Annotated in this window: 10 protein-coding genes; 4 read left to right on the top strand and 6 right to left on the bottom strand. The window is 74.1% G+C overall.

Going from position 1 to position 12,459, the window contains the following annotated elements:
* Positions 1–44: 44 nt before the first annotated feature.
* Genes NF338_RS04790 through NF338_RS04765 form a run of 6 tightly spaced genes read right to left on the bottom strand, consistent with a single transcriptional unit; the run spans position 45 to position 5,784 of the window.
* On the bottom strand, positions 45–1,088 hold the full coding sequence (locus tag NF338_RS04790; protein WP_264029728.1) for a hypothetical protein: 1,044 nt from the start codon (positions 1,086–1,088) through the stop codon (positions 45–47).
* Positions 1,085–2,269 (bottom strand): vWA domain-containing protein, encoded by a 1,185-nt coding sequence (locus tag NF338_RS04785; RefSeq protein WP_264029727.1) that lies wholly within the window; start codon positions 2,267–2,269, stop codon positions 1,085–1,087. Before NF338_RS04785 ends, NF338_RS04790 begins: the two co-directional genes overlap by 4 nt.
* A 4-nt stretch (positions 2,270–2,273) precedes the next feature.
* The gene (locus NF338_RS04780) at positions 2,274–3,368 is read right to left on the bottom strand and encodes a vWA domain-containing protein (protein WP_264029726.1); all 1,095 of its coding nucleotides are present in this window, start codon (positions 3,366–3,368) and stop codon (positions 2,274–2,276) included.
* Positions 3,362–3,865: a hypothetical protein gene (locus tag NF338_RS04775; protein ID WP_264029725.1), complete on the bottom strand. Its 504-nt coding sequence runs from the start codon at positions 3,863–3,865 to the stop codon at positions 3,362–3,364. Before NF338_RS04775 ends, NF338_RS04780 begins: the two co-directional genes overlap by 7 nt.
* Complete coding sequence (locus NF338_RS04770; protein ID WP_264029724.1) at positions 3,852–4,754, bottom strand: DUF58 domain-containing protein; 903 nt, start codon at positions 4,752–4,754, stop codon at positions 3,852–3,854. The genes NF338_RS04775 and NF338_RS04770 overlap by 14 nt, the downstream gene beginning before the upstream one ends.
* 31 nt (positions 4,755–4,785) lie before the next feature.
* On the bottom strand, positions 4,786–5,784 hold the full coding sequence (locus tag NF338_RS04765; protein WP_047231854.1) for an AAA family ATPase: 999 nt from the start codon (positions 5,782–5,784) through the stop codon (positions 4,786–4,788).
* Positions 5,785–6,030: 246 nt separating this feature from the next.
* Here NF338_RS04765 and NF338_RS04760 point away from each other — a divergent pair, with 246 nt between their 5' ends.
* The 4 genes from NF338_RS04760 to NF338_RS04745 all read left to right on the top strand — a co-directional run bounded on the left by NF338_RS04760 (position 6,031) and on the right by NF338_RS04745 (position 12,403).
* A complete protein-coding gene (locus NF338_RS04760) occupies positions 6,031–6,549 on the top strand; it encodes a PPOX class F420-dependent oxidoreductase (RefSeq protein WP_264029723.1) in 519 nt (172 codons plus the stop codon).
* A gap of 65 nt (positions 6,550–6,614) precedes the next feature.
* The gene (locus NF338_RS04755; RefSeq protein WP_264029722.1) at positions 6,615–8,774 is read left to right on the top strand and encodes a bifunctional copper resistance protein CopD/cytochrome c oxidase assembly protein; all 2,160 of its coding nucleotides are present in this window, start codon (positions 6,615–6,617) and stop codon (positions 8,772–8,774) included.
* Positions 8,775–9,002: 228 nt separating this feature from the next.
* Entirely contained in the window at positions 9,003–10,094 is a 1,092-nt protein-coding gene (locus tag NF338_RS04750; RefSeq protein ID WP_264029721.1) for an endonuclease domain-containing protein, read from the top strand.
* Entirely contained in the window at positions 10,091–12,403 is a 2,313-nt protein-coding gene (locus NF338_RS04745; protein ID WP_264029720.1) for a prolyl oligopeptidase family serine peptidase, read from the top strand. Before NF338_RS04750 ends, NF338_RS04745 begins: the two co-directional genes overlap by 4 nt.
* The last annotated feature ends 56 nt before the right edge of the window (positions 12,404–12,459 follow it).

Here is a 12,459-nt window from a genome sequence, read left to right as displayed (position 1 = left end):
TCACGCCGGTGCGGCGGCACCCGGCTCGCGGCGCGCGCGGGTGCTCACCAGTTCTTGGTGCCGCTCCCGCTGCCGTCGCCCGGGTCGGTGCCGGTGCCGGGCTGGTCGCCGTAGAGGTCGCGGTACTCCTGCTCGAGGCGCTCCTGCTCGTCGCGCGCCTCCGAGCCCTGCTGCTGGAGCTCCTCCTGGCGCTGCTGCTCCTCGCGCTCGGCCTGGCTCTGCTGGTCCTCGCCCTCGGAGCCCTCGCCGCCCGAGGCCTCGGACTGCTCGTCTCCCTCCGAGCCCTCACCCTCCTGGGTGTCCCCGCCGCCCTGGTTCTCGGGCTGGGATTCCTGCGCCTGCTGCTGCTTGTCCTGGAGGCGCTGCTGCGCGGCCTCGTCCTGCTGCTCCTGCTCGGGAGTCTGCTCGGACTCCCCGCAGTCGGGCCAGCCCCGGATCTGCTCGGCGGTCGCGTACTCCTGCTCGGCGTACTCGTACCAGTCCTGGACGTCCTGGCGCAGATCCTCCGGGTCGGGCTCCTCGCTCCCGTCGCCGTACGGGTCGAGGACCTCCTCGTCGTACGGCAGCCCCGCGTCGCGGGCGGCGACGGCCTCCTCGACGAGCGCGAGCTCCGCCGCCTTGCCGTCCGCGTACGCCATGTCGCCGTCGCCCTGGATCTCGTACGCGAGCGACAGGTTCGTCTGGATCATGCAGCGTTCCTCGGGCGTCTCGTGCTCCGCGAGGTCGTACGCGCGGTCCAGGGACGTGATCGCGTCGTACAGCGCCCACGAGTCCTCGGAGCGCGCGAGCGCGGTCCCGTGGTTGAAGTGCGCCTTCCACGGCTCGACGATGTTGAAGGTCCGCTGGATCCCGTAGTAGTCCGCCGCGGTCGTCGCCTCCCCGGCCTCGTAGCGGTCCTTGGCCGTCGCGGCGATCGGCGCGAGGAGCGCCAGCTTGACCCCGAGGACGACGAGCGCGAGCACGACGGGCAGCATCCCGACGAGCCACCAGGTGCGCCGGCGCAGCCGCGCGGCGCGCAGCGCCGCGACACCCGTCGGGCGCGGCTTCCGCCGCCCCGTCGGGGGCGTCGGGGGAGAGGGCCAGGTCATCGACGCACCTCCACCCGGTCCGCCGTGGGGGTGGCCGACGGCGACCGGTCGCCGTCGCTCTGCGCGCCCGGCCCCCCTGCGCCCGGGCCGGGCGCGGGTCCGCCGGTCGCCCTCGCCCGGACCGTCGTCGGGCGCACGAGCGAGCGGCTGGCCGAGCGCGACCAGAACCACGCCTCGAGGCCGAGCAGCGCGACGAGCGCGAGCGCGAACGGCCAGACGACCGGGCGGTACGCCGTGACGTCGCGCCGGCCGTCGGCCGCGACCTGCTGCGGGTCGACGCCCGTGACGAGCGACGCCGTCTCCGACGGCTCCTGCCGGTGCACGTACGGGACGCCGAGCTGGTCGGCGAGCGCGGTGAGCGACTCCTCGTCGAGCACCGACAGCGCCTCGACGGGCTCGCCGTCCTGGCTCGGCTGCGACCAGTCGATGATGTACTCCGCCTCCTCGGGCTCGACGTCCGGGTCGTAGTCCTTCATGCGGCCGCCCTCGGCCGTGCCGTAGCCGAGCACGGCGCCGCCGTCGACCAGGGGTGCGAGGTCGGCGAACGAGCGCGGCTCGCCCTCCGCCGTCTGCTCGCCGTCGGTGAGGAAGAAGACGAGGCGCACGTTCGCCGGGTGCTGCTCGGCGGACCCCTGGAGCGCGGAGCGCAGCTCGTCGAGGGGCCGGTCCGTGAGCGAGCCCTGCGAGTACCGCGTGATCTCGCGGTGGAACGTGTCCGCCCACGACGTGATCGCACGCGCGTCGGTCGTCAGGGGGAGCTGGCGCGACGCCTGCGAGTCGAAGGAGATGATCGAGTAGCGGGCGCCGGGGATCGCCTCGGTGAGGCTCGTGATGTCGTGCCGCACGCCGTCGAGCCGCTCCTGTCCGCCCTCGGGCCCGTAGTCCTCGGCCGCCATGGACCCGGTGCGGTCGACGACGAAGAACATGTCGACGTTCGCGACCGACGTGTCGCGGTCCGTCGACGCGACCGACGGCGCGAGCCCGATGATCCCGAGCAGGACCACCGCTCCGGCGCGGCGCAGCCAGGCCGCGCGCGGGGCACCCGGGCGCGGGGCGCCGTCGGGCCCGGGGCGTCCGGCCACGACCCCCTGCCACACGGCCAGGCCGAGCAGGGGCAGGACGAGCAGCGCGAGCGCCCACACGGGCACGAGCGGCTGCAGCGTCACTCCTCCGAGAGTCATCGCGTCACTCCTTCACCCGCCACGCGACGACGAGCAGCAGCGCGACGCCGAGGACCGCGACGAGGAACCAGCCCGCGGGCCGGTCCGTGACGATCACCTCGGGCGACGCGTCGAGCTCGACGGCCTGCTGCGCGACGACGTCGTCGACCATGCCCTGCACCGCGGCCGGGTCGTCGGCGAGGAAGTAGAGGCCGCCGCCGTCCTCGACCGTGCTGCGGTACTCGCTCTCCTCGGGCGTGCCCTCGTAGCGCTGCGAGCCGCCGAAGATCCCGTGCAGCGTGATGTCGCGCGACGCGACGAGGTCGGCCGCCTGGGGGAGCGTGTAGATCGGCTCGCCGGACACGTAGTTGTCGGTCGCGAGGATGATCGAGCGCGAGCGCTCGGTGTCCTCCGCGTCGAACTGGAGCGCGCAGCTCGCGAGCCCGTCGCCGATGAGGCTCGCGCCGGAGAGGTTCGCGGTCGTCCCGGCGGTGAACTGCGCGTACTCGAGGATCTCCGCGTCGTCCGACCCGCCCGTGTAGTCGAACGTGGACGGGTCCTTGTCGAGCGCGTCGATGCCGCCCTGCAGCTCCTCCCGCACGAGCGTGTAGTCGTCCGTGAGCGGGAAGACCGTGCGCGAGGACGAGTTGAAGATCGACAGCGCGATCCGCTCGCCCTCGAAGTTGTCCACGAGCTCCTGGAACACCTTGAGCACGGCGCCGTCGTACTCGATCATCGAGCCCGACACGTCCAGGCACAGCACGATGTCGCGCGTGCCGAGGCGGTCGACCACGACGTCCGTCTCGACCGGGCGCGCCGCCACCGCCCCGGCGCCGACGACCGCGACGAGCAGCCCCGCCGCCGTGAGCCCCTGCAGCACGCGGTAGCGCCGCACCCACGCGGCGAACGCCGGCACGCGCGCGAGGTACTCGGAGTTCGCGACCCAGAGCACGTCGGCGTCGGCGTCACGCCTCCGGCGATGCCGGGCGAGCCACCAGGCGACCGCGCCCGCGGCGAGGACGGCGGCGACGAGCACGACCCACAGCCACGGCCACAGGATCGACGCGCCCTGGGGTCCGGGCACGACGGCGGTGCTCGTCGCGAGCGCGTGCCTCACCATCCGCGCACCACCGATCGCGCGCGGTCGATCGAGTCCTCGGCGTCGGTCGCCCGCGCCGCGGGGTCGTTGTCGTGGTCCGCGAACGACGGCCGGTAGTACCGCGCGATGACCTGGGTGAGCCGCCCCGCCTCGCCGATCTGCTGGATCTCGGAGAGAGTCATGGACGATGCGTCCTGCCCGAGCCGACCGGTCGCGAAGCCGCGCATCTCGGCCGAGAGCGCGAGGTGCAGCGCGCGCTCGTCGAGCTCGCCCGCGCGGAACCGCTCCGCGACGGCGTCGAGCCGCCGCTCGTACTCGGCGCGCAGCGAGGCGTACGGGTCGTAGGGGCCGGTGGGGAGCAGGGGGGCCGGGGGCGGCGTGGCCTTCTCCGCCGCGCTCGCGCGCGTCAGCCAGATCACGAGGAACACGACGGCGGCCGCCGCGAGGATCGCCACGATCCCCAGGACGGTCCACCACCCCGAGTAGCCCACGGGGTCGACGAGCTCATCGACGGGCACGCTTCTGCCTCCCCAGGAGCTCGACGAACCGCTGCACGACGTCGTCCGACCCCTCGACGAGCACGCCCTCGACCTGGAGGGTGCGCAGCCGCTCCGCGACCTCGGCCCGCCGCGCGGCGAGGGCCTGGGCGGCGGACTCGGCGAGCGACGCCCGGCCGCGCAGGAACGCCGGCAGGCGCAGCGTCCCGTCGACGTCCGCGACCTCGCCCGCGGCGTGCGGCCCGACGCCCGCGCTCACGGGCGAGAGGTCCGCGACCTGGACGACCATGACCTCGTGGCGCACGCGCAGCGACCGCAGGAGCTGCTCGTGCTCGGCCTCGGGCCGTGCCTCGTCGGTCACGACCACGATCAGCGAGCGGCGCCGGAACGCGGACCGGGCGCGGTCGAGCGGACGCACGAGGTCGCTCGCGGGGGCGTCAGGTCGCCACAGGTCCTCCACCGTGCGCAGCAGCACCTCGAGGTCCTGCGTGCTCGCGCGGGGCGGGAGCTGGACGAGCCGCCGGGCGTCGCCCGCGACGAGCGCGACCCGGTCGCCGCGGTCGCGCGCGAGGTAGGCGACGAGCGCGCAGCAGAAGCTCGCGACCTCCGCCTTGGTCTCGCCGCTCGGCGCGGTCGCGCCCATCGTGCGCCCGGTGTCGACCACGAGCACGAGGTTGAGGTTCGACTCGCGCACGAACCGGCGGATGATCGGCAGCCCCGCGCGCGCGGACGACTTCCAGTCGATGTCGCCGACGTCCTCGCCGGGTGCGTACAGGTGCAGGTCGTCGAAGTCCTGGCCGTGCCCCTTGAAGACCGACCGGTGCCGTCCCTCGAGCAGGCCGGACGCCCGGCGCGCGACCGGCAGGTCGAGCCGGGCCCGGACCTGGGCGAGACGGGAGACGTCGGGCACGTGGTGCTCTCTCGAGAGGGTGAGGGGTCGCTCAGGGCGTGGGGACGGCGTCGAACACGGCGTCCACGAGCTGCTCCGGCGGCACGTTGTTGGCGAGCGCGTCGAACGTGCGCACGAGGCGGTGCCGCAGCACCGAGTAGCGCACGGCCTTGATGTCGTCCGGGATGACGTACGCGCGGCCCGCGAGGATCGCGAGCGCCTGGCCCACGCGCATGAGCGCGATGCCGCCGCGCGGCGACGCGCCCACGCGCACGTGGCGGTCGAGGCCGGGGATCGGGCGTGGCCCGGACAGGCGCGTCGTGTTGATGAGGTCGACGACGTACCGCTTGATCGAGTCGTCCACGTACACGTCGTCGACGAGGCCGCGCAGGAAGCGGACGTCGTCGAGCGAGATCGGCTGCGCGGTGAGGGGCTGCGTCATCTGCCCGGTCGCGATGCGCTGCAGGATCTCGAGCTCCTGCGGCGGCGTCGGGTACGTGAGCACCTCCTTCATGAGGAAGCGGTCCATCTGGGCCTCGGGCAGCACGTAGGTGCCCTCCTCCTCGATGGGGTTCTGCGTCGCGAGCACCATGAACGGGTCGGGCAGCGCGAAGTTCTCGCCGCCGATGGACGTCTGCTTCTCCTGCATCGCCTCGAGCATCGCCGACTGCGTCTTGGCAGAGGAGCGGTTGATCTCGTCGAGCAGCACGACGTTCGCGTGCACCGGGCCGAGCTGGGTCGTGAACTCGCCGGTCGCGTAGTTGAAGATCTGCGTGCCGACGATGTCGTTCGGCATGAGGTCCGGCGTGCACTGGATGCGGTGGAACGACCCGTCGACGGCCGCGGCGAGCGTCTGGGCAGCCGTCGTCTTGGCCAGCCCCGGCACCGACTCGAGCAGGATGTGGCCGCCCGCGAGGAGGGAGCTGACCAGCGCCGTGCGCAGCGCGTCCTGGCCGACGACGCGCTGGTCGAAGACCTGGCCGACGCGCTTGAGCAGGTGGCTCGCGCGGTCGAGGTCCTGCGTCGAGATGCTGCCGTGCCCTGCGGCCATCGATCGTCCTCCGGGTCGTGCGTGGTCGTGCGGGTGTGGTCCCGTGCGCGGCCGGAGGGGTGGACGGAGCGTCGCGAGCCCCCGGCGAACCCGGCCCAGTATGCCAGCGCGACCTCCGCCGGACCGGGCGTCGTCCACAGGTCCGGGTGGGGAGAGGTCCCCACCCGGTCTCCGCGCGGCCTCGTCTCCGGGACCGTCCGCGGGCATGTCGGGAATGTCGCGCGGGCGCCGCGGGGTTGGGCTGGCATGAGCCACGACGCCGTCGGGACGACCGACACCACCACCGCGGGAGCACACGCCCCGGCCGCCGCCCCCGCCCCCGACCGGCTCGGCGAGCCCGCGCTCCTCGCGCTCCTCGCCGCGCGCCACCAGGGCGTGCTCGCGACGGTCAAGAAGGACGGTCGCCCCCAGCTCTCCAACGTCCTCTACGCCTGGGACCCCGACGCCGGCGTCGCGCGCGTCTCGGTCACCGCGGACCGCGCCAAGACCCGCAACGCCGCGCGCGACCCGCGCGTCTCGCTCCAGGTGAGCGCCGAGGACTTCTGGAGCTACGCCGTCGTCGAGGGCGACGCCGAGCTGAGCGCCGTCGCGCTGGACCCGCACGACGCCGCCGCCGACGAGCTCGTCGAGACGTTCCGGGCCGCCTCCGGGAGCGAGCACCCCGACTGGGAGGAGTTCCGGCGCGCGATGGTCGCCGACCGCCGCCAGGTGCTGCGCGTGCGCGCGACCCGCGTCTACGGGATGGCGCGGCTGCCCCGGCCCTGACGCGGAGGCCGCCGTCGTCCACAGGCGATGACCGGAGGGGTCCGCACGCTCGCTACCCTGGTCCGGTGACCACGACTGCCCTGCGCCGCGCGCCGTCGGACGCCCGACCCGCGAACCCGTGGTGGCTCGTCCTCGCCGGACCGTTCGCCGTCGTCGTCGCGGTCGTCGCGGTGCTCGCCGCCGGCGCGTTCTCGGCCGCGTTCACCGTCCCGGCCGGCTTCCCCGACCCGGGCGCGCTCGCGCGCCTCGGCACGCCCGTCGTCACGGTCCTCACCGAGCTCGCCGTCGCGCTGACGCTCGGCTCGCTCGTCCTCGCGGCGTGCGTGCTGCCCGCGGGGACGCCGGTGCGCAAGGCGCTCGGGGTCGCGGGCGCGGCGGCGGCGACGTGGGCCGTGCTGTCGGTCGTGCAGGTCGTGCTGCGCTACTCCTCGATCTCGAGCACGCCGATCACGGGCCCGACGTTCGGCGACCAGCTCGGCCTCTTCGTCTCGCAGGTCAGCCTGGGCCGCAACTACCTCGCGATCATCGTCGTCGCGGCGCTGACGTCCGCCGCCGCGCTCGCGGTGCGCGGCGCCACGGGCGCGATGTGGACGGCGGCGCTCGCGCTCGTCGCGATCGCGATGCAGGCCAACACCGGCCACGCCGCGGGCGCCGTGAGCCACGAGCTCGCGGTCTCCTCGATGTTCCTCCACCTGGCCGGGGCGGCGCTATGGGTCGGCGGCCTGGGCACGCTCGCGGTCGTGCGCGTGCGCGGCGGGCTGGGACGCGCCGACTTCGCGTCGTCCGTCGCGCGGTACTCCGCGATCGCGCTGTGGTGCTACGTCGCCGTCGCCGTCTCGGGCATCGCGAACGCGAGCCTGCGCGTCGACACGCTCGCGGGCCTCACCACCGACTACGGCATCCTCCTGCTCACCAAGCTCGCCCTGCTGCTGGTCCTCGGCGCCGTCGGGTTCGCGCACCGCGAGCTCGTCGTGCGGCGGCTCGCCGGCCCGACGGCCGTCGCGCGGCCGGGCGCCGGCCGTGCGTCGTCGAAGGACTCGTCGAAGGGTTCCTCGAAGCCCGCGGCGAAGGTCTCGTCGAACGGCTCGTCGAGCAAGGCAGCGACGTCGTCCTCCACGGGCGCGAAGGGCGCCGCCGCGGAGGGCACGCGCTGGTTGTTCTGGCGCCTGGTCGCGGTCGAGCTCGCGATCATGGGCGCGGTGTCCGGGGTCGCCGTCGCGCTCGGGTCGACCGCGCCGCCGGTGCCGCAGGAGGAGCCGCTCGACACCTCCGCCGCGTACCAGGTGACGGGGCACGCGCTGCCGCCGGAGCCGACGCTCGCGCGCTGGTTCACGGAGTGGCGCTGGGACCTGCTGCCCGCGTTCGCGTGCGTCGCGGCGCTCGTCGTCTACCTGCGCTGGGTGCGCCGCCTCGCGAAGCGCGGCGACTCCTGGTCCGTAGGGCGCACCGTCTCGTGGTGCATCGGCATCCTCATCCTCTTCTGGGTGACCTCGGGCGGGCCGGCCATGTACGGCCACGTGCTGTTCAGCGCGCACATGGTCCAGCACATGATCCTCGCCATGGTCGTGCCGATCTTCCTCGTGCTCGCGGCACCCGTGACGCTGCTCCTGCGCGCGGTGCCGCCGCGCAAGGACGGGTCGCGCGGCCCGCGCGAGTGGGTGCTCGCGATCGTGACGTCGCGCGTGGGCCAGTTCTTCGCCAACCCGATCGTCGCCGCGGTGAACTTCGCCGGCTCGATGATCGTCTTCTACTACACGCCTGCGTTCGAGTACGCCCTGACGACGTACGCCGGGCACCTCGCGATGCTCGCGCACTTCACGCTCGCGGGGTACCTGTTCGCCAACGCGCTCGTCGGGATCGACCCCGGCCCGCACCGGCCGCCGTACCCGCAGCGCCTGCTCCTGCTCTTCGCGACCATGGCGTTCCACGCGTTCTTCGGCGTCGCGCTGACGTCGGGCGAGGTGCTGCTCGTGCCGGAGTGGTTCGGTCTGCTCGGCCGCGAGTGGGGCCCGAGCGCGATCGCCGACCAGCAGCGCGGCGGCGGCGTGGCCTGGGGCATCGGTGAGCTCCCGACGCTGATCCTCGCGATCGTCGTCGCGGTCATGTGGACGCGGTCCGACGAGCGCGAGGCCCGGCGGAGCGACCGCCAGGCCGACCGCGACGGCGACGCCGAGCTCCAGGAGTACAACGCCATGCTCGCCGAGATGTCGAAGCGCGACGACTGACCCACCCCCTCCCCGCCGAACACGACATGAGGGTCGTTATGAAGCCCATAACGACCCTCATGTCGTGTTCGGGGGCGGGTCGTGTTGTGTTCGGCGGCGTGCGACCGGTGAGGTAGGAGCAGCCTGCTGTGGGTCCAGACCGTCCACAGGACCCGGATCCCACGGTCTCGTCCACAGGCGCCGTGAGGACGGCTACGACCGCGCCGCCTGACCTGCTCCGATCGATGCATGCGCACCGTGACCGCAGTCCCGCCCGAGCTCCTCACCCTTGCCAGCGCGCAGGAGGGACTGCTCTCCGCGCAGCAGTGCGACGACCACGGCGTCGGCTCACACCGCCGCTCACGTCTCGTGCGCCAGGGCCGCTGGCAGCGGATCACCCACGCGGTCCTCGACACGAACGCCACGCCGCTTCGTGATCGAGACGGTCCACGCCGGCATGAGCACCTGCGGCGCCGGGCCGCTTGGCTCGGGCTGCTCGCCTACGGCCCGGAGGCGATCGCAGTCGGGCCGTGTGCACTGGTGCTCCTCGGGGTGGAGGGCGTACGCACGGACGTGAGGCCTGAGGTGGCGCTCCCCGGGGCGTGCGCCGGGCGACCCCGCGACGGCATCCTGCTGCGGCAGTTCGACGACGGTATGACCGTCACGCAGATCGAGGGCAGGTGGGTCGCGACCCCCGACTGGGCGCTGGCGCAGGCCGTGCCGGAGATGGGCAGGATGCGAGCCATCGCCGCGATGGACAGCGCACGGCACCGCGAGCTCGTGAGCGCTGAGGGGCTCGCGCACGCGCACGACCTGGCGCGCGGTCGACGCGGCGTCGCACGGACGCACGCCTGGTGGGCGCAGTCCGACGGCCGCGCCGAGTCTCCGCTCGAGACGTTCGCACGGCTCGACTGCACGGATTCCGGCATCGCGCCCGACGACCTCCAGGTAGAGGTGGTCGACGACGGTCGGTTCCTCGGGCGCGGCGACCTCGGCTGGCGGCTGCCCGGCGGCCGGTGGCTGATCGCCGAGCTCGACGGCGTCGACGTTCATAGCGAGCCGGCTGCGCTCCTGCGGGACCGAGCCCGTCAGAACGACCTCGTCGCGTGCGGGGCAGTGGACTTGCTGCGCTTCACCGGACGTGACGTCACGACCCCAGGGTCGCCGCGCCCCGGCCGTCTGGTCACCGACGTGCGTCGGCACCTGGCCCGAGCACGACCCACCCGTCGTCGAAAACGACATGAGGTTCGTTATGCGCTGCAAAACGACTCTCATGTCGTGTTCGGCGGGGGCGGGGTGGGGGCGAGCGGGGGGCGGGGGCGTGATAGGACGTACGGGTGAGTAACGACGCCGCCACGCCCGGTATCTCCGGCCCCTCCGAGACCCCGTTCCACGATCTCGACCACTACCTCGCGATCCCGCGGGTCGGGGGGCTCGCGCTCTCGCCCGACGGGGAGCGCCTGGTCACGACCGTGCAGACGCTCGACCCGCAGCGCACCGGGTACCGGACCGCGCTGTGGGAGGTCGACCCGGCGGGGGAGGCCCCGGCGCGTCGGCTCACGCGCAGCACCAAGGGGGAGTCGAGCGCGACGTTCACCGGGGCGGGTGACGTCCTGTTCACCTCGGCACGGCCCGACCCGGACGGCGGGTCCGACGACGACCCGCAGGCCGCGCTGTGGCTGCTCCCGGCGACGGGCGGCGAGGCGCGCGTCGTCGCGACGGCGCCCGCGGGCGTGAGCGGCCCGCTCGCCGCGGCGGACGCACCGGTGGTCTCGGTCGCGGCGTCGGTGCTGCCGAGCGCGCGCGACCTCGCGCACGACGCCGAGCTCCGGTCCGCGCGCAAGGACGCCAAGGTCGCGGCGATCCTGCACAGCGCGTACCCGGTGCGCCAGTGGGACCACGACCGCGGCCCGGACGAGGCGCACCGGTTCGTCGGCGACCTCACGGCGCTCGTGGACGAGCCCGCGCACCCGCTCCCGGCCGGGTCCGCCGACGAGAAGACGGGCGACAGCCCCGACCAGCCCCGCGACCCCCGCCTCCTCGACCTGCACGACGTGACCCGCGGCGTCGGGCAGGGTGCTGCGCCGGGGCGTGCGCTGCACGAGCACTCCGCGGACCTGTCGGCCGACGGCACGACCCTCGTCACGACGTGGCAGGTCGCCGGCCCCGGGCCGCAGGTGCGCAACACGCTCGTCGCGATCGACACCGCGACGGGCGCACGGCGCACGCTCGTCGACGAGCCGAGCGCGGAGGCGCACTGGCCGCGCATCTCGCCCGACGGCGCGTGGGTCGCGTTCGTGCGCGAGACGATCTCGACGCCGCACCAGGCGCCGGAGGAGAGCCTCGCCGTCGTGCCGCTGCACGCGCCGGACGGGCCCGCCGGAGTGCCGCCAGCCGCGGACGGCCCCGCCGTGCACGACGACTCCGCGACGACGCGCGCCGAGAACCACGCGACCCCGCGCACGCTCGTGCCGCACTGGGACCGCTGGCCGACGTCGCTGCGCTGGCTCCCCGACGGCTCGGGCCTGCTCGTCACGGCCGACGACGACGGCCGCGGCCCGGTCTTCCTCGTCGCCTTCTCCCCGGACGGCACGGCGGAGAACGGCACCGCCGAGCGCGTGACGAGCGACGACGCGGTCTTCACGGACGTGCAGGTCGCGCCCGACGGCCGCACGGCGTACGCGCTGCGCACGAGCTACCTCGAGCCGTCGCACCCGGTGCGCATCGACGTCGGGTCGTTCCTCGGCTCCGGCGAGGCGGGCGGCCGCACCCCGGTGCCCGCGACGCCGCTGCGCGGCCCGGTCGCGACACCCGACCTCCCGGGCACGCTCGTCGACGTCGAGACCGCCGCGGCGGACGACGTGCGCGTGCGCGGCTGGCTCGCCCTGCCGCACGGCGCGTCGGCGGAGAACCCGGCGCCGCTGCTGCTGTGGATCCACGGCGGCCCGCTCGGGTCGTGGAACGCGTGGAGCTGGCGCTGGAACCCGTGGCTGATGGTCGCGCGCGGGTACGCGGTGCTGCTGCCGGACCCGGCGCTGTCGACGGGGTACGGCCAGGACTTCGTGCAGCGCGGCTGGGGCGCGTGGGGCAAGGCCCCGTACACCGACCTGCTCGCGATCACCGACGCGGTGGAGGCGCGTCCGGAGGTCGACGCGTCGCGCACGGCCGCGATGGGCGGGTCGTTCGGCGGGTACATGGCCAACTGGGTCGCGGGCCACACGGACCGCTTCCACGCGATCGTCACGCACGCGAGCCTGTGGGCGCTGGACCAGTTCGGCCCGACGACGGACCACGCCTACTACTGGGCGCGCGAGATGACGCCGGAGATGGCGCTCGACAACAGCCCGCACCGGTTCGTGGGCGACATCGTCACCCCGATGCTCGTGATCCACGGCGACAAGGACTACCGCGTCCCGATCGGCGAGGGGCTGCGGCTCTGGTACGAGCTGCTCGAGTCGTCGGGCCTGCCCGCCGGGGCCGACGGCGAGACGGTGCACCGGTTCCTGTTCTACCCGGACGAGAACCACTGGATCCTCCAGCCGCAGCACGCGAAGGTCTGGTACCAGGTGGTGCTCGCGTTCCTCGCCGAGCACGTGCTCGGCGCCACGCCGGGCGAGGGCGACGCCGAGCTGCCGACGACGCTCGGCTGAGCACGGGCCTACGCGCTCTCGAGCACGGGGTTGCTGTCGATATCGACTCGATGACG

This window comes from Cellulosimicrobium sp. SH8 (genome assembly GCF_025818875.1).
In the GTDB taxonomy this organism is placed as follows: domain Bacteria; phylum Actinomycetota; class Actinomycetes; order Actinomycetales; family Cellulomonadaceae; genus Cellulosimicrobium; species Cellulosimicrobium cellulans_D.
This window is presented reverse-complemented; position numbering and strand designations above follow the sequence as displayed.

Excerpts from the sequence above, each read along its gene's own strand:
- NF338_RS04790 (WP_264029728.1), bottom strand. The coding sequence starts at position 1,088 with ATGACCTGGCCCTCTCCCCCGACGCCCCCGACGGGGCGGCGGAAGCCG.
- NF338_RS04785 (WP_264029727.1), bottom strand. The coding sequence starts at position 2,269 with ATGACTCTCGGAGGAGTGACGCTGCAGCCGCTCGTGCCCGTGTGGGCG.
- NF338_RS04780 (WP_264029726.1), bottom strand. The coding sequence starts at position 3,368 with ATGGTGAGGCACGCGCTCGCGACGAGCACCGCCGTCGTGCCCGGACCC.
- NF338_RS04765 (WP_047231854.1), bottom strand. The coding sequence starts at position 5,784 with ATGGCCGCAGGGCACGGCAGCATCTCGACGCAGGACCTCGACCGCGCG.
- NF338_RS04760 (WP_264029723.1), top strand. The coding sequence starts at position 6,031 with ATGAGCCACGACGCCGTCGGGACGACCGACACCACCACCGCGGGAGCA.
- NF338_RS04750 (WP_264029721.1), top strand. The coding sequence starts at position 9,003 with ATGCGCACCGTGACCGCAGTCCCGCCCGAGCTCCTCACCCTTGCCAGC.